The organism is Amycolatopsis sp. NBC_01488 (assembly GCF_036227105.1).
Classification (GTDB): Bacteria; Actinomycetota; Actinomycetes; order Mycobacteriales; family Pseudonocardiaceae; genus Amycolatopsis.
Genome location: NZ_CP109434.1, coordinates 1,544,938 through 1,568,427 on the forward strand (window position 1 = coordinate 1,544,938; position 23,490 = coordinate 1,568,427).

The 23,490-nt window shown below is 72.4% G+C and carries 19 protein-coding genes; 9 read left to right on the forward strand and 10 right to left on the reverse strand.

What is annotated here, in order from left to right:
* Positions 1-29: 29 nt before the first annotated feature.
* The 8 genes from purH to OG738_RS07285 form a co-directional block, all read right to left on the reverse strand.
* Positions 30-1,592, reverse strand: a complete 1,563-nt coding sequence (gene purH, locus OG738_RS07250) for a bifunctional phosphoribosylaminoimidazolecarboxamide formyltransferase/IMP cyclohydrolase (RefSeq protein ID WP_329052293.1) — start codon at positions 1,590-1,592, stop codon at positions 30-32.
* Entirely contained in the window at positions 1,582-2,199 is a 618-nt protein-coding gene (purN, locus tag OG738_RS07255) for a phosphoribosylglycinamide formyltransferase (protein WP_329052295.1), read from the reverse strand. The genes purH and purN overlap by 11 nt, the downstream gene beginning before the upstream one ends.
* A gap of 77 nt (positions 2,200-2,276) precedes the next feature.
* Positions 2,277-3,764: a cell division protein PerM gene (locus OG738_RS07260; RefSeq protein ID WP_442875870.1), complete on the reverse strand. Its 1,488-nt coding sequence runs from the start codon at positions 3,762-3,764 to the stop codon at positions 2,277-2,279.
* A gap of 144 nt (positions 3,765-3,908) precedes the next feature.
* Complete coding sequence (locus OG738_RS07265) at positions 3,909-4,706, reverse strand: DUF5336 domain-containing protein (RefSeq protein WP_329052298.1); 798 nt, start codon at positions 4,704-4,706, stop codon at positions 3,909-3,911.
* A 207-nt stretch (positions 4,707-4,913) separates the two neighbouring features.
* Positions 4,914-5,804: a succinate--CoA ligase subunit alpha gene (sucD, locus tag OG738_RS07270; protein WP_329052300.1), complete on the reverse strand. Its 891-nt coding sequence runs from the start codon at positions 5,802-5,804 to the stop codon at positions 4,914-4,916.
* A 1-nt stretch (position 5,805) separates the two neighbouring features.
* Positions 5,806-6,975 (reverse strand): ADP-forming succinate--CoA ligase subunit beta, encoded by a 1,170-nt coding sequence (gene sucC, locus OG738_RS07275; RefSeq protein ID WP_329052302.1) that lies wholly within the window; start codon positions 6,973-6,975, stop codon positions 5,806-5,808.
* 117 nt (positions 6,976-7,092) lie between these two features.
* Entirely contained in the window at positions 7,093-7,416 is a 324-nt protein-coding gene (locus tag OG738_RS07280) for a hypothetical protein (protein WP_329052304.1), read from the reverse strand.
* Entirely contained in the window at positions 7,406-9,634 is a 2,229-nt protein-coding gene (locus OG738_RS07285; RefSeq protein ID WP_329052307.1) for a hypothetical protein, read from the reverse strand. Before OG738_RS07285 ends, OG738_RS07280 begins: the two co-directional genes overlap by 11 nt.
* An 820-nt stretch (positions 9,635-10,454) precedes the next feature.
* Here OG738_RS07285 and OG738_RS07290 point away from each other — a divergent pair.
* Positions 10,455-11,135 (forward strand): M23 family metallopeptidase, encoded by a 681-nt coding sequence (locus OG738_RS07290; RefSeq protein WP_329052309.1) that lies wholly within the window; start codon positions 10,455-10,457, stop codon positions 11,133-11,135.
* Positions 11,136-12,146: 1,011 nt separating this feature from the next.
* On the opposite strand, the gene pcrA is transcribed toward OG738_RS07290, so the two are convergent.
* Entirely contained in the window at positions 12,147-14,561 is a 2,415-nt protein-coding gene (pcrA, locus tag OG738_RS07295; protein WP_329052311.1) for a DNA helicase PcrA, read from the reverse strand.
* A gap of 108 nt (positions 14,562-14,669) precedes the next feature.
* On the opposite strand from pcrA, the gene OG738_RS07300 reads away from it, so the two are divergent.
* From OG738_RS07300 to OG738_RS07330, 7 genes are all read left to right on the forward strand, one after another.
* The gene (locus OG738_RS07300) at positions 14,670-15,095 is read left to right on the forward strand and encodes a DUF1707 SHOCT-like domain-containing protein (protein ID WP_329052312.1); all 426 of its coding nucleotides are present in this window, start codon (positions 14,670-14,672) and stop codon (positions 15,093-15,095) included.
* Between the two features lie 161 nt (positions 15,096-15,256).
* Entirely contained in the window at positions 15,257-15,553 is a 297-nt protein-coding gene (locus OG738_RS07305; RefSeq protein ID WP_328445366.1) for a chorismate mutase, read from the forward strand.
* 64 nt (positions 15,554-15,617) lie between these two features.
* A complete protein-coding gene (locus tag OG738_RS07310) occupies positions 15,618-15,932 on the forward strand; it encodes a hypothetical protein (protein ID WP_329052315.1) in 315 nt (104 codons plus the stop codon).
* A 335-nt stretch (positions 15,933-16,267) separates the two neighbouring features.
* Complete coding sequence (locus OG738_RS07315; protein WP_329052317.1) at positions 16,268-17,434, forward strand: hypothetical protein; 1,167 nt, start codon at positions 16,268-16,270, stop codon at positions 17,432-17,434.
* Between the two features lie 260 nt (positions 17,435-17,694).
* Positions 17,695-18,555, forward strand: a complete 861-nt coding sequence (locus OG738_RS07320) for a hypothetical protein (RefSeq protein WP_329052320.1) — start codon at positions 17,695-17,697, stop codon at positions 18,553-18,555.
* A 215-nt stretch (positions 18,556-18,770) separates the two neighbouring features.
* On the forward strand, positions 18,771-20,399 hold the full coding sequence (locus tag OG738_RS07325; protein WP_329052322.1) for a serine/threonine-protein kinase: 1,629 nt from the start codon (positions 18,771-18,773) through the stop codon (positions 20,397-20,399).
* 13 nt (positions 20,400-20,412) lie between these two features.
* Positions 20,413-21,513 (forward strand): serine/threonine-protein kinase, encoded by a 1,101-nt coding sequence (locus OG738_RS07330; RefSeq protein WP_329052324.1) that lies wholly within the window; start codon positions 20,413-20,415, stop codon positions 21,511-21,513.
* Here the strand turns inward: OG738_RS07330 and OG738_RS07335 are convergent.
* Complete coding sequence (locus OG738_RS07335) at positions 21,510-22,412, reverse strand: LysR family transcriptional regulator (protein ID WP_329052327.1); 903 nt, start codon at positions 22,410-22,412, stop codon at positions 21,510-21,512. The two genes, OG738_RS07330 and OG738_RS07335, sit on opposite strands and share 4 nt — an antisense overlap.
* A 104-nt stretch (positions 22,413-22,516) precedes the next feature.
* On the opposite strand from OG738_RS07335, the gene OG738_RS07340 reads away from it, so the two are divergent.
* Complete coding sequence (locus tag OG738_RS07340; RefSeq protein ID WP_329052329.1) at positions 22,517-23,485, forward strand: DMT family transporter; 969 nt, start codon at positions 22,517-22,519, stop codon at positions 23,483-23,485.
* Positions 23,486-23,490 lie beyond the last annotated feature (5 nt).

Below are 23,490 nucleotides of genomic sequence, written 5' to 3' on the forward strand. Positions count from 1 at the left end.
GAGCCCTCCCTCTCGAAGCGAAGCCAGGATCAGTGCGCGAAGTGACGCGTCCCCGTCAGGTACATCGTGACGCCCGCCTTCTCCGCGGCCGCGATCACCTCGGCGTCGCGAACGGAGCCGCCCGGCTGGACGATCGCGCGCACGCCCGCCTCGACCAGCACCTCCAGGCCGTCCGGGAACGGGAAGAACGCGTCGGACGCACCCACCGAGCCTTTGGCCCGGTCGCCCGCCCGCGAAACCGCGAGCCGCGACGAGTCGACGCGGTTGACCTGGCCCATGCCGACACCGACGGTCGCGCCGTCCGCGGCGAGCAGGATCGCGTTCGACTTGACCGCGCGCAGCGAGCGCCACGCGAACTCGAGGTCGCGCAGGGTCTGATCGTCGGCGGGGGTGCCGGTGGCCAGCGTCCACGACGCCGGGTCGTCGCCCGGTGCGTCGATCGCGTCGACGGTCTGCACGAGCACGCCGCCGGAGATCTGCCGGAACTCGATCGGCGCCGGGTGCGCGATCTCCGGGAGCTTGAGCAGCCGGATGTTCTTCTTGCGCTGCAGGATCTCCAGCGCTTCGGCGTCGAAGTCCGGCGCCAGCACGACCTCGGTGAAGACCTCGGCGATCTGCTCCGCGGCCTCGCGGCTCACCGGCCGGTTCGTCGCGATGACGCCGCCGTAGGCCGAAACCGGGTCGCACGCGTGGGCCTTGCGGTGGGCCTCGGCGATGTCGGTGCCGACCGCGATGCCGCACGGGTTGGCGTGTTTGATGATCGCGACGGCGGGCTCGGCGAAGTCGAACGCGGCACGGCGGGCCGCGTCGGTGTCGACGTAGTTGTTGTAGGACATGGCCTTGCCGTGCAGCTGCTCGGCGTGCGCCAGCCCGGCCCGGTGTCCCTTGTACAGCGCGGCCTTCTGGTGCGGGTTCTCGCCGTAGCGCAGCACCTCGCCGCGTTCCCAGCTGATGCCGGAGAACTCCGGGAAGCCGGAGTCGTCCGCGGGCGCGTAGACGTTGGCGAACCACGAAGCGACCGCGATGTCGTACGCCGCCGTGTGCGCGTACGCCTGGGCCGCGAGGCGCTTGCGGTCTTCGAGGTCGAAGCCGCCGTTGGCGACGCGCTCCAGGACCCAGCCGTAACGGGCCGGGTCGACGACGACCGCGACGCTGCCGTGGTTCTTCGCCGCGCCGCGGACCATGGCCGGGCCGCCGATGTCGATGTTCTCGACGCACTCCTCGGGGCTCGCGCCGGAGGCGACGGTCTGCTCGAACGGGTACAGGTTCACGACCAGCAGGTCGAACGCCGCGATGTCCAGCTTGCGCAGCTGCTCGACGTGGTCGGGGTTGCCCTGGTCGGCCAGCAGGCCGGCGTGCACACGCGGGTGCAGCGTCTTGACGCGGCCGTCGAGCGACTCGGGGAAGCCGGTGACCTCTTCGACCGGCGTGACCGGGACCCCCGCGGCGGCGATGACCTTCGCGGTGCCGCCGGTGGACACGATCTCGACACCGGCCGCGTGCAGGCCGGTGGCGAGGTCCAGCAGGCCCGCCTTGTCCGAGACGCCGATCAGCGCCCGGCGGACCGGGCGCCGTCCCAGGTCAGTGCTCACGAAATGTCACCTTTCGTCCGTCCACGGCGCAGCCGCCGCGGCCGAGTCGCTCGATCGTTTCCACCAGCAGCCTGCGCTCGACGGCCTTGATCCGTTCGTGCAGGACGTCTTCCGTGTCGTCGTGCTCCACGACGACCGCCTCCTGGGCGATGATCGGCCCGGTGTCGACCCCGGCGTCCGCGAAGTGCACGGTCGAACCGGTGACCTTGACGCCGGCCTCGAGCGCGTCGCGGATCGCGTGCATCCCCGGGAACGACGGCAGCAGCGCCGGGTGCGTGTTGACCACGGTGAACCGGCTGAGGAACTGCTCGCCGAGGATCTTCATGAAGCCGGCGGAGACGACGAGGTCGGGCTGGTACGCCGCGACCGCCTCGGTCAGCGCCTTGTCCCAGGCCGCGCGGTCGGGGTGGTCGGCGACGCGGACCGTGAACGACGGGACGCTCACGCGCTCGGCGCGGGTCAGGGCCTCGATGCCGGCGCGGTCGGCGCCGACGGCCACGACCTTGGCCGGGAAGCCGGACCGGCCGGTGGCGTCCAGCACCGCCTGCAGGAGGGTGCCGGAGCCCGACGCGAGCACGACGAGCTTCACCGGAGTGGGCAGGTCCAACCGTTGAGACAGAGCGGGCTCCTTGCCGCGGGCGGTGCGCAGCCGGGCGCACGGCGCTTCACCAGGTCACGTCAACCCTAACGGTCGGTCTCGGCCGGCTCGACGTCGCCGCAGGTCTCGGTGCCCCCGGTCACAGCCTCGGCGTCCTCGGGGACGTCGTCGGCCGGTTCTTCGACGCCCAGTTCGGCGTCGGCCTCGGCTTCGAACTCCGCGTCCGCGTCGAGTTCTGCTTCGGGCTCTTCGGGCTCTTCCGGCTCGTCGGTGTCTTCGGTTTCTTCGTCCTCTTCGGACTCTTCAAGTTCCTGGACGGCTTCGGCGGCTTCGGCGACGTCGACCTCTTCGGCGTCTTCGAAGGCCTGGTTGTCTTCGAGTGCTTCGGGGGGTGCCGGCGGCTCGTGCTCGCCGGCGAAGAACGCGACGAACGAGCCCGGGATGACGATCCAGCAGAACGCGACCACCGACGCGACGCCGACCGGCACGCTCACCGGGTCGAACGGGCCGTCGCCGAGCCGTCCGCCGGAGAGCGAGCCCAGCAGGACGCAGCCGAGCGCGACCACCGCGCCGGCCACCGCGACCGTCCGGATGCGCTGCGCCGGGTCCGCGTCGACCTTGCGCAGCGACCAGCCGACGAGCACGCCGGTCGCCGCGGGCAGCGCCAGCAGCGCCGGCCACCACGCCGCGTGGTGCTCGGGCAGGCCGCCGAGCAGCGGGACGCCGGGGACGGCACCGCCGCGGTAGCCGAACATCCCGACGGTCAGGTCGCCGACCGAGAACCCGGGCCCGGTGACGAACGACAGCGCGGCCGTCACGGCGTTCGGCAGGTACAGCACGGAAAGCAGGAACAGCCCGAAGCTGCTGCCGAACGCGGGCTCGTACATGTCGGCGACCGTCCGCCAGGACAGCGCGGTCGCGACCGTGAACACGGCCGCGCCGCAGGCCACCAGCACCGCGAGGCCCAGCGCGCCGGCCCGGACCCCGCGCAGGGCCAGCGGATCGAGGCGCTCGGCGACGACGTCCGGCAGCCCACAGCACCGGACGATGCCCGCGGCCGAGGCCGCCGCGGCGAGCAGCCCGGGCACGGCGAAGGCGACCAGCGGGTTCGCCGTCACCGGCGAGCCCTGCGCGCAGAACGCGATGACCAGGCCGAACAGCGCGTGCGCGCCGGTGATCGTCGCGAACACCGACAGCGCTTCCCGAGGTGACCGGCAGCCGAGGCGCGCGGCGGCGCCGGACGCCGTCCGCGCGGCCAGGGCGAGCGCACCCAGCGTCGGCAGCAGCGGCAGCACGCCGAGCGGGTGACCGCCGAGGCCGAGCCGCACCTGGTGCGCGGCGAGCCAGCCGGGCCCGGCGGCCAGCAGCACGCCGGTGCCGGAGAAGACGGTGCGCTCGGCGGTGAGCGTCACCAGCGTCAGCACGGTCGCGACGGCGGCGTAGCCGGTGACCAGCGGGCCGAAGGCGGCGGCGAGCAACACCCGCACCCGCGCCGCCCGGGACAGTTCGACGTCGGGTTCGAGGTCACTCACCGGCTCCTCGCGGGAGTCGGTGAGCAGGTCCATGATCGGCACCCTGACATCCGGGCTGGTCCATCCGGGTGAGCCACGCCGCCGCCGGCGGGCGCGGGAAGGCTAACCCACCCGGTCGGGTCACCCCGGAACGCGGAACACCCGCTGTGACACGCGGTGTCACAGCGAGTGTTCCCGAGGGCTACGTCAGTTCGACTTGCCGAAGCCACCGGGCGGCGTGCCCGGGTTGTCCGACGGCGGCGGCTGCTGCTGCTGGAAGAACGAGCCCTGCTGCGGGGCGTACGTCGTGGCCTGCTGCCCCGGTGGCGGCGTGGTCGAGGGCGGGTTCGGCGAGCCGTACTGGCCCGGCTGGAACGGCGCCGACGGCTCCCCGGCCTGCGAACCCGGTCCCGGCCCGTGGCCCGACTGCTGCTGGCCGTACTGCTGCCCGGGCTGGCCGTACTGCTGCTGGCCGGGCTGGCCGTACTGGCCGCCGTAGGACGGCGCGGCGGGCTTCGGCGCCGGCGCCTTGACGATGCCCTGCTCGACGAGCAGCGCGACGACCGCGGCGGCCATCTGCAGGATCCCCAGGATCAGGATGACCGTGACGATGCCGGGCGAAGTCTGCATCCCGATCAGCGTGTCCAGGACGTAGAGCGCGCCCAGGACGCTGAACAGCGCCGCGAACGGCAGCGTCTTCGGCACCTTCGGCAGCGCGGTCATCGCGGCGAGCAGGCCGCCACCCAGCAGGAACACGCCGCCGAGGCCGACGTCGCCGGTGTCGGAGAAGCCGAGGAAGTACTGGACGAGCCCGAGGACCGCGACGCCCAGCGCGAGCATCAGCGGCAAGTTCTGCGTCAGGCCCGCGGCGCCCGAGGGCGCCTGCTGCTGCTGCTGCTGCTGCGCCGGGAAGCCGCTGGACGGCGGTCCGGGCGGTTGCTGGCCGGGGGGCTGCTGGCCGCCACCCTGCTGGGGGTAGCCGGGCCCACCGCTGGGGAAGGTCATCGGATGCACTCCTGTCGGTTCGACCGGCACTCCGGGGTACGAGGACACCCGGGGGAAGACGAGGCGGCTTGCGTGCGCAGAACGCTAGCGCACTCCAAGGCCACCAGCCCATCAGACGCGTGAATACCTCGGGAGGTTTCGTCCCGAAACGCGGAAAGGCCGGGCACCCTGTGGATGCCCGGCCCTACCAGGAGTGATGCGGCAACCTCAGCCGAGGTTGTTGTACAGCTCACGCGCGAGGACGGCGGTCTCGCTCGGGGTCTTGCCGACCTTGACGCCGGCGGCCTCGAGGGCCTCCTTCTTCGCGGCGGCCGTGCCGGAGGAGCCCGACACGATGGCGCCCGCGTGGCCCATGGTCTTGCCCTCGGGCGCGGTGAAGCCCGCGACGTAGCCGACGACCGGCTTCGTCACGTTCTCCTTGATGTAGGCCGCGGCACGCTCTTCGGCGTCGCCACCGATCTCGCCGATCATCACGATGACCTTGGTCTCGGGGTCCGCCTCGAACGCCTCGAGGGCGTCGATGTGCGTGGTGCCGATGATCGGGTCACCGCCGATGCCGACCGCGGTGGAGAAGCCGATGTCCCGCAGCTCGTACATCATCTGGTAGGTCAGCGTGCCGGACTTCGACACGAGGCCGATCCCGCCCGGGCCGGTGATGTCGGCCGGGATGATGCCCGCGTTGGACTTCGACGGGCTGATCACGCCGGGGCAGTTCGGCCCGATGATGCGGGTCTTGTTGCCCTTGGCGACCGCGTGCGCCCAGAAGTAGGCCGAGTCGTGCACCGGGATGCCCTCGGTGATCACCACGGCGAGGCCGATCTCGGCGTCGATCGCCTCGAGGACCGCGTCCTTGGCGAACTTCGGCGGCACGAAGATGACCGACACGTCGGCGCCGGTCTCCTTGATCGCCTCTTCGACGGTGCCGAAGACCTTGAGGTCCTTGCCCTCGATGGTGACGGTCTGGCCGGCCTTGCGGGCGTTGACGCCGCCCACGATGTTCGTGCCGGACTTCAGCATCTTGGTCGCGTGCTTCATGCCCTCGGAGCCGGTGAGCCCCTGCACGATGACCTTGCTGTGCTCGTTCAGGAAGATCGACATCTCACGCACCTGCCGCGGCGAGCTCGGCAGCCTTGTCGGCCGCGTTGTCCATTGTGTCCACCACGGTGACCAGCGGGTGGTTCGCGTCGGCCAGGATCTGGCGACCCTCGACGACGTTGTTGCCGTCCAGGCGGACGACCAGCGGCTTGGCGGCCTCGTCGCCCAGGATCTTCAGGGCCTCGACGATGCCGTTCGCCACCGCGTCGCAGGCGGTGATGCCGCCGAAGACGTTGACGAAGACGCTCTTCACGTCGGTGTCGTTGAGGATGACGTCCAGCCCGGCCGCCATCACCTCGGCCGACGCGCCGCCGCCGATGTCGAGGAAGTTCGCCGGCTTCACGCCGCCGTGCTTCTCGCCCGCGTACGCCACGACGTCCAAAGTGGACATGACGAGGCCGGCGCCGTTGCCGATGATGCCGACCTGGCCGTCGAGCTTGACGTAGTTGAGGTTCTTGGCCTTGGCCTTCGCCTCGAGCGGGTTCTCCGCGTCCTTGTCCACCAGGGCCTCGTGGCCCGGCTGGCGGAAGTCCGCGTTCTCGTCGAGGGTGACCTTGCCGTCGAGGGCGATGATCTTGTCCTGCGGGTCGCGGACCAGCGGGTTGACCTCGACGAGGGTGGCGTCCTCGGAGACGAAGGTCTCCCAGAGCTTCACGACGACGTCGGCGGCCTCGTCGATGATGTCGGCCGGGAAGTTGCCGGCCTTCAGGATCTCGAGCGCCTTCGCCTTGTCCACGCCGGCGATCGCGTCGACCGGGATCTTCGCGAGCGCGTCGGGACGCTCGACCGCGAGCTGCTCGATCTCCATGCCGCCCTCGGAGGACGCCATCGCCAGGAACGTGCGGTTCGCGCGGTCCAGCAGGAAGGAGAAGTAGTACTCGGACGCGATGTCCGAAGCTTCGGCCACGAGCACGCGACGCGTGATGTGGCCCTTGATGTCGAGGCCGAGGATGGCTTCCGCCTTCTCCTTCGCCTCGTCGGGGGTCTGGGCCAGCTTGACGCCGCCCGCCTTCCCACGGCCGCCGACCTTCACCTGCGCCTTGACGACGACCTGGTTGCCGATCTGCTCCGCGGCGGCCTTGGCTTCTTCGGGGGTGCTTGCCACCGAGCCCGGCAGAACCGGTACTCCGTGGGCGGCGAAGAGATCCCTCGCCTGGTACTCGTAGAGGTCCACTACTCCAGTCTCCTGACGACACGCCACTGTGGTGGTCCGTTGCCGGACCGCGCTGTCGGACCAGTCGAGGTTAGCGACCTGCGCAGACGGCGGGGACTCCGCATCTGGTGAAGTCGGTCACCGTGCGCGGTCAGACGGTGTTCCCGCGGTGTGAGACCGCCCACCGCGCAACCATTCGACCGTCTTCCCGGGGTCGCCTGCCGGGAAGACGCGAACGCCGTTCAACGCTTCCGCGAGCCCGGGCGGCGGTGCCTCGCCGAGCACGCCGACGGCGTCCGGGTCCTCCTGCTCGGCGGTGCGGAGGATCTGCTCGACGGTGTCCAGCGGGCCGGCGTGGACGACCTCCATGCCTTCGTCGCGCAGCACGCGGCCCAGTGCGACGGCGGCCGGGTCGGGCTTCTCGAACTCGACGAGGAGCACCCGGAGGCGGTCACGGCTCACGACGTCCACCGGCGGCCGCCATGCCCGCCGCGACGAGCAGCGCGGCCGCGGCGGCGAGAGCGACCCAGAAGCCGGTCGACGGGCTCGCGTCGCCGAGGCCGCCGCCGACGAGCGGCAGCTCCGCGGCGTGCAGCGCGACGAGCACGGCGGCGCCGGCCAGCAGAGCCGCCGCGGGCCGGGGCCGCGACCGCAGCGCCAGCGCGGCGGCGCCGACGACGACCACGGCGGCGATCAGCAGGCCCCACGAAGGGGTGTCGAAGTTCGACCACAACCCGGGCGCGACGTAGCCGGGCACGCTGAAGACGGGCAGCCCGAACGCGGCGACGGCCAGCACCGCACCGGCGACCACGGGCGTGAGCAGGTTCGCGCCCGCCTCGGCGCCGTCGCCGGCATCCTCCCGTTCGACGACACCGGTCCCGACGGCGGCGAGCGCGACCAGGACCGCGAGCACGAGCGCGGCGAACGTCCAGGCGGCGCCGGCGCCGAGGTCGTAGGTGAAGACGGGGGTGGCGCCGGACGTGCCGCCGAGGTCCGCGCCCCCGAACCCGGCGAGGTTACCGGCCTGGGTGGCGGTCAGCGCGGTGTTCAGGACGGCGGTGCCGGCCAGCACGATCCCGGCCCAGGCGAGCCCGAGCACCGGCCGCGCCAGTTGCGCGGTCCGCGGAAACAGCGTGCCAAGGGCGAGAACGCCGACGACGAGCGCGGCGGTGAGCAGGAACCACCGCGCGGGACTTTCGGCGGCGGCGCTGACCGGAGCGGTGGCCCCGGGGTTGAGCGCGGTGACGGCGACCTGCGACGCGAAGGTCCCAATCACGGCGGCGGCCGCGGTGGCGAGGCCGAGCACCCCGGTCGTCAGGCGCCACCAGAAGATGCCGGGGACCTGGACGTCGCGCTCGGTGTCTCTCGGCGTTTCGCTGAGCCGGGTGAAGGCGAGGCCGGCGATGACGGCGGTCGCCGCGAGCACGAGGACGGGCCCCCAGGTGACGTGGAGGTCGTCCCGGAGGAGCCCGGCCAGCACGGGCGGCCCGGCGACCCCGAAGGCGGCGGCGGTGAGGCCGAGCACCATGCCCCTGGCGATGCTTTCGGAAGGAGCGGCGAGCGCGAGCGCGGCGGCCAGCGGCAGCGCGGCGGCGAGCAGCAGGTACCCGCCGAGGGCGGGCCACGGCCCTTCGAAGGCGGCGCGGGCGAGCAGGAAGCCGTTGTCCGAGCCGACGGGCGCGGTGAGCAGCCCGACCGAAGCGGTCACGGCGAGCAGCGGGACGAGCAGCCGCCACCGTCGCCGTTCGGGTTCGCCGTCGCTGTCCCGGTTCGCCCGCCAGGCGGCGACCCCGGCAGCCCCGGTGAGCAGGTGCGCGGCGATGAGCAGCCAGAACCCCGCGCCGACGGCGGAGCCGCTGACGAAGCGATCGGGGAGGTAGAGCTCGGGACGGATGGTGAGAGGCCCGTTGACGGCGAACTGCAGGTCGAGGACGAGCCGGCCGGGGGCAAGGGCGGCGAGACCGAGGACGAGCCCCTTGGCGAGCCCGGGCTTTCGGGCAGCGGCGGCCCAGACAGCGGCGACGGCGGGAGCCAGCGCGAGAACGGCAAGCCACGGCCAGCTGGTGAAACCGGGGGCCGCGGCTGGGGAGACGTGGATGAGGGCCGCGGCGGTGAGGGAGACGGCGCCGAGACCGGTGAGACCGAGGGCGATGGTCAGGGGGCGTGAGGGGCTGGTGTCCTCGGCCCAGGGGGGTGTGGTGTCGGCAGGTTCGATGCGGGTGGTGGTTGTAGGTCCGGGTGCGGCACCGGGCTTCGTCGCTGGGGCGCTCGCCGGTGCATCCCCGGACTTCGACCGATCGTTGGTTTCGAGCCTGAGGGCCGCCGCCGGGCGGGCGCTCGCAGGTCCGGGTGCGGCACCAGGCTTCGCCGCTGGGGCGCTCGCAGGTGCGGCCTCGGACTTCGCCGGATCGTTGGTTTCGGCTTGGGGAGCCGCCGGGCGGGCGGGTGCCGGCTCGGCGCCTGGGTTCGCCGGAGCGGTGGCGGGATCGGTGGCCGCGGGCTCGGCGTCTGGCGGGCCGGTCCTGGGGTCCGCCGGGTTGGTGGTTTCGGCGGACGGGTGGGGGGAAGTCCGTGCGCGAGGAGGCTTCCGCTTGCCGGTGGGACGGGTGGCCGCGGGGTCCTGCGGGAAGTCCGGGGAGCCGGGGGTGCTCCCGGTCGGGGGCTCTGAGCGTGGGGGCATCGGCAGCGACGCTAGCAAGCCCGGCCGGTGCGGGAGGTCCCCGCGGGCCGCGAGTCGCCGAGTGGGTGGGTTGTCGGGCTCGTGTCGTGGGCCGGGCCTGGGGAGCTGCGCGTGCAGCTCGGGCAGGGGCTGGCCGCCTCGGCTTGGTCGAAGGCCTCGCTCCACCCGCGAGCGCGGGGGAAGTCGGACAAATCCGGCGGTCGAGCGCCGGATTCAAACGCGAGTCGGTGAGCGGTGCACGTGCGTCGATAAGCGGTCGGCTCTGCTCGCCGCCGCGCCCCCGCCGACAGAGCCCCAGCTGCGCCGCCAAGGTTCGGCGAGGCGGGCTCGGGCGTCGAAAAGACGTAAACATCCCCTGGCAAACCCTTATTCCGGGCCTTCGAGCCCTACGGCCGATCTGTAGGTCCATGGCTGTCCGCAAGGCCTGTAAGGCAAGTCACAACCAATGCAGTAAACCCTCTCTAACTTTGGGTAATTGACACAGGTGGACGCCAGATCCGCGCCACCCGATCGGCCGACCACGGGGGCAGATCTTGCCTACAGCGGTGCCCCTTCGTTATCGTCCCCCGGTCCCCATTACAGTCAGGTCACGAAGTAGGACGACGAGCGAACCACCCCCGAGGTTGGCTCACCGGGTCCCCCCGCCCACAGTCCTCGACCCGGCTCCCCGACGATGGAAGGCCCTGTCTTGGCTTCACACCGCTCCCCCGGCGGCCAAGCTCCTTCCCCGGCACTGAAGGACGCACTCGAAGGTGCGGTCGTTCGTGTCCGGGGTGCGCACCGCATCGCCCCGCCCTCCTCGGCCCTTCGCGGCCGTGTCGTGGTCGCCGCCGTCGCGGCCGGCGCGTTCGCTGCCGCCGCCGCGGGCTCGACGCTCAAGACAGTCACCGACTCCGACGCCGGCGTGACGCCCCTGGCCAACAGCCAGGACGCCAGCGCCTCCTTCACCTCGGGAGGTGCGGGCTCCGGGGGCGCCCTCGAGCTCCTGCCGACCGGCCACGCCGTCGACGCCTCCGCCGAGGCCGCGAAGCTCTCCGACAGCGCCTCCGTCACCCAGGCCCGTGAACAGCGCGAAGCCGACGCCGCCAAGAAGGCCGCCGAAGAAGCCTCGCGCCCCAAGACCTGCCTGCCGGCCCACGGCACCTTCACCTCGGGCTTCGGCGCCCGGTGGGGCACGAGCCACCTCGGCATCGACATCGCCAACGCGATCGGCACCCCGATCTACTCCGCCTCCGACGGCACCGTGATCGAGGCCGGCCCTGCCAGCGGCTTCGGCCTCTGGGTCCGGATCCAGCTCGACGACGGCACGATCCAGGTCTACGGCCACATGAACAGCTTCTCCGTCAAGGAGGGCCAGAAGGTCAAGTGCGGCGAGCAGATCGCCGAGATCGGCAACCGCGGCCAGACCACCGGCCCGCACCTGCACTTCGAGGTGTGGCAGAACGGCACCAAGAAGATCGACCCCCGCCCGTGGCTGGCCGCGCGCGGCGTCATCGTCTGATCGGCTCGCTCCACACCGGCTGCTCACCAGGACGGCCATCGCACCGGAACCCCCGCTGCAGAGGCGTTCGTCGCCGAGGGCGGACGAAGCCAAACGTCCGCGCCAGCCGACACCGCACGACGGCTCGTTACCCACGAGGGTGGCCGCCGCACCGGGAAACCCCGCCGTAGAGCCATGATCCGCCACTGAGGGCCGACGACGCCCCTCAGGCGAGTGGACATCCGCTCCGGCCGGGACATCGCGGCAGTCCGAGGCCGCAAGCACACGGACCCCCGGCACATCGCGACGAACCCGACTCGCGAGAGCAGCGACTGCCCTGGCCCACACCCGGCACCTCGAGCCCGGGCGCACAGTCCACAAGCGACGGATCCCCGCCCCGGCGCGCGCAACCGGCCACGGACGCACGCGAGCCGGAAGCCCTCCAGGCCGCTCCACGGCTCTCAGGGCACCCGGAGACCACCTTCGACCCCGCCAAGGCCGCCAAAAAGCGCCTCAGGGCCCGCAACCGGCTATCGCTGCCCGCCCGGCAACCGGCGGATGAAGTACGCCAGCGCGACCTGCCACACCGTGCACAGCTCCGCGGAGCGCCGCACCGGCAGCCAGCCCCAGGCCACCCGCTCTCCTGCGCCCCCCGCGGAGCGGACACGCGCGGCACGACGCGTCGTCCAGCGGCGTCCCCGGCCGCAGGTGACACATCGGCCGTCCGCTCCGAGCTCGTGCTGCCTGAGCAGCGCTCGCCAGGCGGCGGCCAGCCGGCACGCCTCCGCTCCCGCACGCGAAGGAATTCCTGAAGCCCCCGAAGGGCCCGGACCCCGATCCGGAACCGCCGACCCCAGGACTCCTCGCAGGTATTTCTGTACCCCTTCGGCCAGCAGGCCAAACAGCACCGCGTCCACACCGGGCTCCCCCTCCGTCGAACTCGTGTTCGATGACGGGGTCAGTTCTACCGGCGGGGTACGACGATTTCGGCGGCGATCTCCGGGATCGCCGCCGGGTTCACTCGGACGGGTGTTACAGCTTCACCATCGGGACGCTGCCGATCAGCATCAGGCGGACCTTGCCCGCCGCGCCGAAGTCGATCGTCGCGGTGGCGCGGGGGCCCACGCCGTCGCACGAGATCACCGTGCCCAGGCCGTACTTGTCGTGGCTGACGCGGTCGCCGACGTCCAGCTTCAACGCCACCGTGTCTTTCCACCCCTTGCCGAACGACGGCGTGCCCGACGAAGTCGACGACGCGGACCGCCTGCCGCCCCACGTGGTCGCCGCCCGCGGAGTACCGCGGGAACCGCCGCCGAAGGAGCCGAACCCACCGCTCGACGGCTCCAGCCGCCGCCAGTCGACGAGGTCGCCCGGCAGCTCGTCGAGGAACCGCGACGCCGGGTTCATCGACGGCTGGCCCCAAGCCGACCGCGTGATCGCGCGCGAGACGTACAGCCGCTGCCGCGCCCGCGTGATCGCGACGTACGCCAGCCGCCGCTCCTCCGCCAGCTCGGTCGGGTCGCCCAGCGCGCGCATGTGCGGGAAGACGCCGTCCTCCCAGCCGGTGCAGAACACCACCGGGTACTCCAGGCCCTTCGCGGTGTGCACGGTCATCAGCGTGACCACGCCCGCGCCGCCGTCGCCTTCCTCGCCGCCGTCGGGCGACGGCACCGAGTCGGCGTCCGCCACCAGCGACACGCGCTCGAGGAACGCGGGCAGCGAGCCCGGCGCCGGCACCCCGGGCTCGACGACCAGCTCGGCGTTCTCGTCCGCGACGACCTCGGCGGTGATCTCGGTGAACTCGCGCGCGACGGTGATGAGCTCGTCCAGGTTCTCCACGCGCGTGTGGTCCTGCGGGTCGTCCGACTCCTCGAGCTCGACGCGGTAGCCGGTCTTCTCCAGCACGGCTTCGAGGACGTCGTGCACCTCGGCGCCGTCGGTGATCAGCACGCCCAGCTCGTCGAGCATCGCCACGAACCCGCCGATCGCCTTGACCGAGCGCGGGTTCAGCAGCGCCACCTTGCCGTCAGCGGCGTCCCGCAGCGCCTGCGCGAACGAGATCCGCTCGCGCTCGGCGTGCGTCGCCACGACGGCTTCGGCGCGGTCGCCGATGCCGCGCTTGGGCACGTTCAGCACGCGCCGCAGGCTGACCGTGTCGTCCGCGTTCGCCAGCACGCGCAGGTACGCGATCATGTCGCGGACTTCGCGCCGCTCGTAGAACCGCACACCGCCGACGACCTTGTACGGCAGGCCGAGCCGGATGAAGATCTCTTCGAAGACGCGGGACTGGTTGTTGGTGCGGTAGAAGACGGCGACGTCGGAGTAGTCGGCTTCGCCCTTCTCCGCCAGCGAGTCGATTTCTCCCGCGACGAACGCGGCTTCGTCGTGGTCGTTGTCCGCGACGTAGCCGACGATCTTCTCGCCGTCGCCCGAATCCGTCCACAGCCGCTTCGCGCGGCGGTTCGGGTTCCGCTCGATGACGGCGTTCGCCGCGGACAGGATCGTCTGCGTGGAGCGGTAGTTCTGCTCCAGCAGGATCGTGTGCGCGTTCGGGAAGTCCCGCTCGAACTCCTCGATGTTGCGGATCGTCGCGCCGCGGAAGGCGTAGATCGACTGGTCCGCGTCACCGACGACGACCAGCTCGGCCGGCTCGACGCCCGACTCGTTCGGCGCGGTCCCGGCCAGCTCGCGGACCAGGGTGTACTGCGCGTGGTTCGTGTCCTGGTACTCGTCGACCAGCACGTGGCGGAACCGCCGCCGGTAGTACTCGGCGACGTCCGGGAACGCCTGCAGCAGCGAGACCGTGCGCATGATGAGGTCGTCGAAGTCGAAGGCGTTGGCCTGGTTCAGCCGCCGCTGGTACTCGACGTAGACCTCGGCGACGCGGCGCTCGAGGTCGTTGGCCGCGTTCGCCGCCGCGGTGTCCGGGTCGGTCAGCTCGTTCTTCAGGTTCGAGATGTGCACGGCGAGCGTGCGCGCGGCGTAGCGCTTGGGGTCGATGTCGAGGTCCCGCGCCACGAGCGTGATGAGCCGCTTCGTGTCGTCGGAGTCGTAGATGGAGAAGTTCGACGACATCTCGAGCGTCTTGGCCTCGCGGCGCAGGATCCGCACGCACATCGAGTGGAACGTCGACACCCACATGGCGTTCGCGCGCCTGCCGACGAGCGCGGCGACGCGCTCGCGCATCTCCGCGGCCGCCTTGTTGGTGAACGTGATCGCCATGACTTCGCCGGGGTGCACGCGGCGTTGCCCGAGCAGGTAGGCGATCCGGCGGGTCAGCACCCGGGTCTTGCCCGATCCGGCGCCCGCCACCACCAGCAGCGGGCCACCGGTGTGGGTGACGGCTTCGCGCTGGGCCGGGTTGAGGTCGTCGAGCAGATCGGCCTGCCCGCCGGAAGCGGGCTTGCGCGCGGGGGTCTCGGCGGGGAGATCGAAGAGGGTGTCCATCGTCTGTCCACGCTACCCCGGGCGGGTGGGCTACCGCGGCAGGCGTAGCGGGAGATGTCGCCTGACGTCCGACGCGCGGCGGGCCGGCCGCGCGGAGCATCGGTTGGCATGGAAGACAACCGCACCACCCGCATCCGGGCCGCCGACGCCGACCGCGAACGCGTCGCCACCGCCGTCCAGACCGCCGGCTCCGAAGGCCGGCTCACCCTCGAAGAGGTCGAAGAGCGCCTCGCCGACGTCTACCGAGCGCGATTCACCGACGAGCTGACCGAGCTCACCGCCGACCTGCCGCGGCCCGCGCCGCCCCGGCCCGGCTTCCCGCTCAGCCGGGCCGCGCTGCGGCGGCACCCGGCGCTGCGCCTGCACTTCGCCGTCGTGGTGGCGATCGCGGTGGTGGCGATCGTCCGCTGGGTGGTGCTGGGCGCCGGGTTCTTCTGGCCCGCGGTCCCGATGTTCTGGCTCGCGGTGAGCCTCTTCGTTCATGCGAGGGTGCGCTCGGTCCGGGAACGCTCCGGCTCCGTTGTGCCATACTGAAGCCATGCGGCACCACGCAGAGCGATTTTTCTACGGGACCCGGACTCCGGCTCCCGTGATCGCGTAGTGCCCGAACCGCCATCACGCCAGCCCCGGAGTCCACGGACCCGGGGCTGTCGCCGTCCCAGGGGCCGGGTCCGGGCACCGAGGGAGAGGTCCCGATGAACGCACAAGCGACGAACGCCGACGGCCAGCCCGCCGAGCACACCCCCGCCGGGGACGACATCGCGTCGCTCCGGCAGGAGATCGACTGGCTGGACAAGGAAATCCTGCGGCTGGTGAAACGCCGGGTCGAGGTGTCCAAGACGATCGGGGCCGCGCGGATGGCCGCCGGCGGCACGCGGATCGTCTACAACCGCGAGATGGACGTGCTCGCGCGCTACCGCGAGCTCGGCCCGGAAGGCCGCCAGCTGGCGATGGCGCTGCTGAACCTCGGCCGGGGCAGGCTCGGCCGGTAACGGTTGCCCGAATTCCGGGTCTTCCCGGAGGCACCGGCGACCCGGCTGCGGGCAGACTGGGGTCATGGACTGGCTCGTGAACCTCATCGCCGTCATCGTCGCGCTCGCGAGCGTGCTGGCCGCGCTGGGCCATGTGGGGTACCTGGCAATGCTGAACAACGCGGCGGGTAAGCGGGCCGGCGGCGCGCCGGTCGCGCAGTACGTGCGCAGCCGATGGGCCGTTGCCGGCGGTACCACCGCCGCGTCGCTGTTCGCCTGGTTGCTCACGGCCGGCGGACCGACGCTCGACGTCGTGGCGATTCTCGTCGCGGCGGGTAGCGGTGTGGTGGCGACGAAGGCGCTTCAGTCCACTCGCGACCGTTACCGCACCGGGGGCTGAAATCTCCTGAGCTGGAGCGATGGCGCTGCGTGAGAATTCGCTGCGTCACCTTCCCCCTTTCGGTCGCGCCCGACCGAGTGAAACCTGTGCAACTTGCAGGTTTGGGGGCGACTTTCTACGCCGGATGCTCCTAGGGTTGACGCCGTGAGGACCCTTGCGTCTGGGTCGGGCGGAGCCCGGAGGACGCGCGGGGGCACCGGCCCCGCGCGCCCAGTCTCGCATGCGCGTGCATCTGCGCAGGATTCCGAACGCGAACCCGCTCGTGAGGATGCTCCGATCGGGTCCTCCTGCCGCCGGACGGCGTCAGGAGCGGACCGCCGGGTGGTCGAGCTCACATGACCCACGGCACGGAGTTCCACGGACGCGGCAGCGCGCCCGCGCATCCCGGGCGGCACCGGCTCGGCGGCACGGGCGGCTGGACGCCCCCGCTGCCCCAGAACCGCGCCGAACGGCGCCACGCGGCCCCGGTCGACCCACCCGTGTCCGGGTCCCTCCCGCTCCCCCAGCCGTCGCTGCCCCAGCCCCGCGACCGGCGGCCCGCGCCGCCGCTGTTCCCCGCGGCGCACGGCAGCCTCCCGCTGGACGACGACGTCGAGCCGATCGCACCCCCCGAGTCCCGCACCGACCAGGCCGCCCGGCGCACCCGCGTCTCGCTGGCCAGCCCGCAGCCGCGCGGCACGGACCCGGAGGACGACGACGTCCGCATCTACGCGGCGCCCCCGATCGACGGGCTCGGCGGCTTCACCATCGGGTCGGTGCCCGCGTCGGTGACCCCGCCCAAGACGTGGAAGAAGGCGGCCTGGTTCGCCACCGGCGCGTCCGGCGCGGTGGTCGTCGGGCTGCTCTTCGCCGGGTCGTACCTGGTCGGGAAGCCGACGACGGACCAGGCCGTGCAGGGCGCGTGGCCGGGCTACCAGGGCGCGCCGACCGTCATCGACCCGACCGGCGGCGAGGAGCCGCCGTCCCGGCAGGGCGGTTCCGCGTCGGGCCCGGACGACAGCACGCCCTCGCGGGACGTCCCGGCCGGGCGGACCGGCGGCGGTGGCGCCGGGCCCGTCGACGGCGTCGCCCCGCCGCCGGCCGTCGGCAGCACCGCCGGGCCCGAAACGTCCGGCACGGCCACGCCCAGCGGGCGGCCGCAGAAGCCCCCGGTGACGCCCGCCGAGCGCGAGACCCCGGTCAAGCCCCCGTGGTGGTACTCCTTCCCGCCCGACGCCCAGACCATGGGCGACAACTCGGAGAAGTTCTTCAACACCGTCACCACCGACCCCGCCGCGGCGTCGGCGGTGACCACCGGCGACCTGCACGACCAGGGCCCGCAGGCCCTCGCCGAGCGGTACGCCGGCATCGCCTACTTCGAGGTCCGGAAGATCAGCATCGACCAGCAGCGCGGCGTCACGGTGAACACCGTCGAGATCACCCACACCGACGGGTCCAAGACGATCGAGGAGCGCACGCTGACGTTCGGGGACGGCGACAAGATCACGGCTGACGGCCAGTAACGAACCCTGCACGTGCGGTTCGCCCGTTCCGATGCACGTGCGGTGCGCCGAGCGGTTACCCCTGGTCCGGGTGGGTGACATACGATGCCGCTCGTCGTATCGCGACGGCATTCCGGCGACAGAGCCTGGTGATGCCCGTCCGCACAGGGTTACCTGACGACAGCGGGTCCGGAACCGGCCACGAGCCGACCATCCGGACCAACGGGAGCCCGGCCGAACGGCCGAGCGACCGTCCCCGGAACCCCAGAGCGAGGACTTTCGTGCTTGATCGGCAGCGCACACGGCGTGAGGTACCCAACGCCGTCCGCGTCGAGGACGTGATCCCGGCCGAGATTCTCGACGGCGTCGGCGACGCCGATCGCGACCATCTCGAGCAGGTCTTCCGCGACCCGCAGAAGTTCCTGCCGCCACGCCCGGAACCCGCCGCCGAGCCGGCGCAGGACGACGACGGCGGCGACCCGGAGAGCCGCTTCTCCCGCCGGGCCAAGCTGGCCGGACTCGTGGCCGCCGGGGCGCTCGTCGCCGGCGCGGTGGTCGCCGCGCCGATGCTGACCAGCGCGCACCGCGCGGCGTCCGACGGCGGCCAGTCCACGCCCGCCGGCTTCAGCGGCGCCGCGGAGCTCGGCGGCCTGGCCGTCCCGCAGCACCAGGCCGGGGGCGGCGCGCCCGAGCAGCCCCCCGCGCCCGAGCCGGGCACCCACTCCGGTGGCGCGCCGTCGGCCGAGGAGTCGACCGGCGGCAGCCCGCGGAGCCAGGTCAACCAGCCCACCGCGCAAGCCGTGCCGGACGCGGCCGCCGACGCGCGCAGCGCGAGCCGGAAGATCCAGGCCGTCAAGGACTTCTACGCCGCCATCGCGCGGAACTCGGCGGGCGCGCTGGCGCTGCTGAGCCCTTCGCTGGCCGACGGCGCGGCGGGCGAACTGGTCCGCACCTGGAGCTCGATGGACGCCATCGACGTCCAGGAGGCCGACACGCAGATCAAGCCGGACGGCTCGATCCTCGCGGTCGCGACGCTCCACCGGCCGGACGGCGCCCTGGTGCGCGTGACCCAGCTGTTCCGGGTCGCCGACACGGGCGGGTTGATCACCGAAGCCGAGCTCGTCTCGGCCCAGTACATGTAGCCCTCGGCGATCACCCCTTCACCCGCGGTTCAAGTGCCTGTACCGGATTCGTGTGCGCAGAGTGAGCGCCTAGCCTTGTCACGGGCCGATCTCGGGAGAGTCGGCACACAGCCCACGACATGTGCATACGCTCCAGCGAAGCGGCGTGCGCGTGGCCGCGTCACCAGGCACCGATCCTCACGCCCTGGTGAAGTCGGAGCCCAAAGGGAGGTCGCGTGAGCGACGAGGGTCGCCTGGTCGCCGATCGATACCGCATCGTCGGCCGGATCGGCACGGGCGCGATGGGGGCCGTCTGGCAGGCGCACGACGAAGTCCTGGGCCGCACGGTGGCCATCAAGCAGCTCCTGCTCCAGCCGCACCTGGACGAGCACGACGCCGAGGACGCCCGGCAGCGCACCATGCGCGAGGGCCGGATCGCCGCCCGGCTGCACCACCCGAACGCGATCTCCGTCTTCGACGTCGTCACCGACGACAACGGGCAGCCGTGCCTGATCATGGAGTACCTCAACTCCACCAGCCTGGCCGCGGTGCTGCAGGAACGCCGCACGCTGCCGCCGACCGAGGTGGCGCGCATCGGCGCCCAGGTCGCCGCGGCGCTGCGCGAGGCGCACGCGGTCGGCATCGTCCACCGCGACATCAAGCCGGGCAACATCCTGCTCGGCGGCAACGGCGTCGTGAAGATCACCGACTTCGGCATCTCCCGTGCCAAGGACGACGTGACGGTCACCAAGACCGGGATGATCGCCGGCACCCCCGCCTACCTGGCCCCCGAGGTCGCCATCGGCGGCGAGCCCGGGCCGGAGTCCGACGTCTTCTCCCTCGGCTCGACGCTGTACGCGGCGTGCGAGGGGCAGCCGCCGTTCGGGCTGTCGGAGAACACGCTCAGCCTGCTGCACGCGGTCGCGGCCGGGCAGATCAACCCGCCGCGCCAGTCCGGCCCGCTGGCCAGCGTGCTGGCCGTGCTGCTGCACCCGGACATCGAGCACCGGCCGACCGCCGAAGAGTGCGAAGAGCTGCTGGCGGCCGTCGCCCGGGGCGAGCTGCCGCTCGGCGGCCCGGCCGACGAGACGATGCTGGCGCCGTCCGCGGGCGTGCTCGGCGCGGCCGCCGTCGCGGACCCGAACGCGACCCAGATGTTCGACGAGGTCCCGGCCGGCCACTCCGGCAGCCTGCTCGACGGTGGCCAGGCCCCGACCCAGGCCGTGCCGTACTACGACGAGGACGACTACCCGGAGGGCACCGGCTACCCGGAAGACGACTACGACGGGTACGACCGCTACCCGGACGAGCGTCGGCAGTACGCCGGCGGCGTCCCTCCCGGCCTCGCCGCGACCCGCGCGGTGCCGGTGCCCCCGCACGAACAGGGCCCGTACGCGGACGACTCGTACGACGACTACGACGACGAGCCGGCCCCGCCGCCCCCGCCGCGACCGCGTCCGCAGACCGCCCCGGAGGACGACGACGACCGGCCCGGCGCGTGGAAGCGCCCGGCGATCATCGGCGGTGTCGTGGTCGTCGGCCTGGTCGCGCTGGCCGTCTGGCTGCTGAGCCCGAACAACCCGCAGGCGCCTGCCGCGCCGGTGTCGAGCAGCAAGCCCGCGCCCGTCGCGACGTCGGAGTCGCTGCCGTCGACGACGGACCAGCCGACCACCACGGTGGATCTGACGACCCCCTCGGAGACGCCGTCAACGGCGAAGCGGACCACGTCGCGGGCCACCGAGCCGGAGAAGACCACGACGCCGAAGACGACACCGAAGTCGAGCGCGCCGGATACGAGCAGCGACACCCCGCCGACGACATCTATTCCGGTGACGACGACGACCCCGTCACAGCAGACCGGATGATCGAGGAATTCGCTTGAGTTCTGAAGGAACCATCGTCGGCGGCCGGTTCCGGCTGGACCAGCCGATCGGCCGTGGCCGCGCGGGCATCGTGTGGCTGGCGTTCGACACGCGGCTGTTCCGCACGGTCGCCATGAAGCGGATGTACCTCCCCGTCGGCGCCGGCGACCGCGCCGAGCAGGCGCGCGCCGCCGCCATGCAGGAGGGCAAGGACGCCGCCCGCATCGAGCACCCGTCCGCCATCAAGGTGTTCGACGTGCTGCCCGACGGCCAGGACGTCTGGCTGGTGATGGAGTACATCCCGTCGCGCAGCATGGCGACGTTCCTCGCCGAGCACGGCAGGCTCACCCCCGACCAGGCGGCGCACCTGGGGATCCAGCTCGGCAACGCCCTGACGGCGATCCACGCGGCCGGGTTCGTGCACCGCACGCTCGAGCCGGGCACGGTCCTGCTGGCCGACGACGGCGGCGTGAAGCTCACCGACATCGGCATCAGCGGCGGCGGGCCCCACGCGGCGTACGTGGCACCTGAGGTCGCGCGCGGGCTGCCGCCGACGCCGGCCGCCGACGTCTTCTCCCTCGGCGCGACGCTGTACACGTCCGTCGAGGGTGTACCGCCGTTCGGGGACGACGGGCAGTCGTCCGAGCGGGCCGCGCAGAACGCGGGCGTGCTGACCGCCGCGCTCCGCAAGATGCTGCGCTCGGACCCGACGACCCGGCCGACGATGGCGGACACCGTCCGTTCGCTGAGCGCGATCACCGAAGGCCGCGAGACGGCGTTCATCCCGCCGACCGCGCCCGGGCTCCCGCCGCGGCCGGCACCGCCCTTCAACCCGGGGCTGGCGCCCGCGGGACCGCCGATGCCGCCGTCGGGACCGCAGTTCCAGCAGCAGATCCCGGTCGCCCCGCCTGGCTACTCCCCGGCCGAGGAGACCCAGCGGATGCAGCCCGTCCCGCAGGCGACGCAGTACGCGCCGCCGCCCGCACCGGGGCCGCGGTCCCCGGCGCAGCAGCAGGCGTGGAACCTGCCGGTGTCGAAGAAGACGCTTATCACGGTGGCCGCGATCCTCGCGGCGGTGCTGGTCGGCATCCTCGTTTCGGAGCTGTTCTTCGTCTAGGCCACCTTGGCGGTCGCCGCGCGCATGGCTTCGAGCAGCGTGCGGACGGCCGGGTGGCCCCACGCCCGGGACGCGACCGCGGCGTGGATCGCGCGGAACGGCTCGGGGTTGCGGATCTTGCGGACGACGACGCCGGGGTGCTGCGCGCCGAGCCCCAGCTCCGGGATGAGTCCGACGCCGATGCCGGCGGCGACGAACCCTTGCGCCGTCTGGTAGTCCTCGGATTCGACCACGACGTTCGGCGCGAACCCGGCGGACGCGCAGGCGCTGTCGAGGATGTCGCGGCAGACGCCCGGCAGGCCGTCGACGCCGACCCACGGCTCCTCGGCGAACTCCGTCAGGTCGAGGACGCGCTTGCGGGCGAGCGGGTGGGTCTTCGGCAGCACGGCCCGGTACGGGTCGTCGAGCAGGTGGACGAGCTCGACGCCCTTGCCGGGCGGCCTCGTGCGCGGGAAGACGGTGATCGCGACGTCGGCGTTGCCCGCTTCGACGTCCATCATCGGGTCGTCGGGCTCGACCAGCTTGAGGTCCAGGCGGACGCCGGGGTGCTCGCGGCGGACCGCGGCGATGGCGGGCGGAACCAGGGACGCGCCGGCCGTCGCGAAGTAGCGGATGGCGACGCGGCCGATGCGGCCCTCCTTGAGCTCGGTGAGCGCGGCCTCAGCCTTCGCGAGCTCGGCGCTCAGCGTCTCGGCGTGCTCGGACAGCAGTGCGCCCGCCGGGGTCGGCCGGACGCCGCGGCCGACGCGTTCGAGCAGTTCGGTGCCGGCTTCGCGTTCCAGCGCCGAGAGCTGCTGGCTGATCGCGGACGGCGTGTAGCCGAGGTTGCGGGCCGCGGCGGTGATCGACCCGCTGGTGATCACGGCGCGGAGTACCTGCATGCGGCGGACGTCGAGCATGCCCCGATCGTACAGCTGAGCTTAACGGTTCCTGCAGTTAATTTCGCTTGTCCTTACGTCTTTCCCGGGCGAAGCTGGCGCATGATCGGCGAAGGAGGACTGGGGTGGGCGAGTCGAAGACCCTGCTGAGGATCGGCGCACTGGCGTTGATGTGGGGGTCCAGTTTCTTCTGGATCAAGCTGGGACTGGGGATGTTCTCGCCGGTGCAGCTGGTGCTGGCACGGCTCGTGCTCGGCGCGGCCATGCTCTTGGTGCTGTGCAAGCTGCAGGGCGCCCGCCTGCCCCGCGACCGGCGGACGTGGGGCCACCTCGCCGTCGCGGCGTTCTTCCACAACGCGCTGCCGTTCCTGCTGTTCGCGATCGGCGAGACGACGGTCGACTCCGGGATCACCGGGGTCCTGAACTCGACGACCCCGCTGTGGGTCCTGCTGGCGGCGCCGCTGATGGGGACGTCGTCCCGGATGACCGGCACCCGGCTGGCCGGGCTTCTGGTGGGCCTCGGCGGGATCCTGCTGATCTTCGCGCCGTGGCAGGCGTCGGGCCTGCTGAGCTGGGGCGCGCTGGCCTGCCTCGCAGCGGCGGCGAGCTACGGCTTCGCGTTCGTCTACGAGGGCAAGTACCTGTCGTCCCCGACGTCTTCGCCGTACGCGATCTCGGCCGGCCAGATGCTGCTGGCCAGCGGGATGCTGGTCCTCGTGCTGCCGGCGGGCGGGCTCACGCCGGTGCACGTGTCGACCGGGCCGCTGCTGGCCGTCCTGGTGCTGGGCATCGGTTCGACGGGCATCGCGTTCGCGCTGAACTACCAGCTCCTGGCGAGCGAGGGCGCGGTCGCGGCGTCGGTGGTCGGGTACCTGCTGCCGGTGGTCTCGGTGCTGCTGGGCGCGGTGTTCCTGGGCGAGCAGCTGAACCTGCGGGTGATCGCGGGCATGGTGGTCGTCCTCGGCGGGGTCGCGCTGACCCGCCTCCATAAGCCGGAGCGAGGGGCCCTGGAGGAGCCCGGTGACCAAGCGGATGGGCTTGGTGACGACACCGCCGGGCGGACGCCCCGGCCTCTCGCTCCTCTGGCGGACTGAAGCCG

Excerpts from the sequence above, each read along its gene's own strand:
- OG738_RS07265 (WP_329052298.1), bottom strand. The coding sequence starts at position 4,706 with ATGACCTTCCCCAGCGGTGGGCCCGGCTACCCCCAGCAGGGTGGCGGC.
- sucD (WP_329052300.1), bottom strand. The coding sequence starts at position 5,804 with ATGTCGATCTTCCTGAACGAGCACAGCAAGGTCATCGTGCAGGGGCTC.
- OG738_RS07285 (WP_329052307.1), bottom strand. The coding sequence starts at position 9,634 with ATGCCCCCACGCTCAGAGCCCCCGACCGGGAGCACCCCCGGCTCCCCG.
- pcrA (WP_329052311.1), bottom strand. The coding sequence starts at position 14,561 with ATGGACACCCTCTTCGATCTCCCCGCCGAGACCCCCGCGCGCAAGCCC.
- OG738_RS07300 (WP_329052312.1), top strand. The coding sequence starts at position 14,670 with ATGGAAGACAACCGCACCACCCGCATCCGGGCCGCCGACGCCGACCGC.
- OG738_RS07305 (WP_328445366.1), top strand. The coding sequence starts at position 15,257 with ATGAACGCACAAGCGACGAACGCCGACGGCCAGCCCGCCGAGCACACC.
- OG738_RS07310 (WP_329052315.1), top strand. The coding sequence starts at position 15,618 with ATGGACTGGCTCGTGAACCTCATCGCCGTCATCGTCGCGCTCGCGAGC.
- OG738_RS07315 (WP_329052317.1), top strand. The coding sequence starts at position 16,268 with ATGACCCACGGCACGGAGTTCCACGGACGCGGCAGCGCGCCCGCGCAT.
- OG738_RS07335 (WP_329052327.1), bottom strand. The coding sequence starts at position 22,412 with ATGCTCGACGTCCGCCGCATGCAGGTACTCCGCGCCGTGATCACCAGC.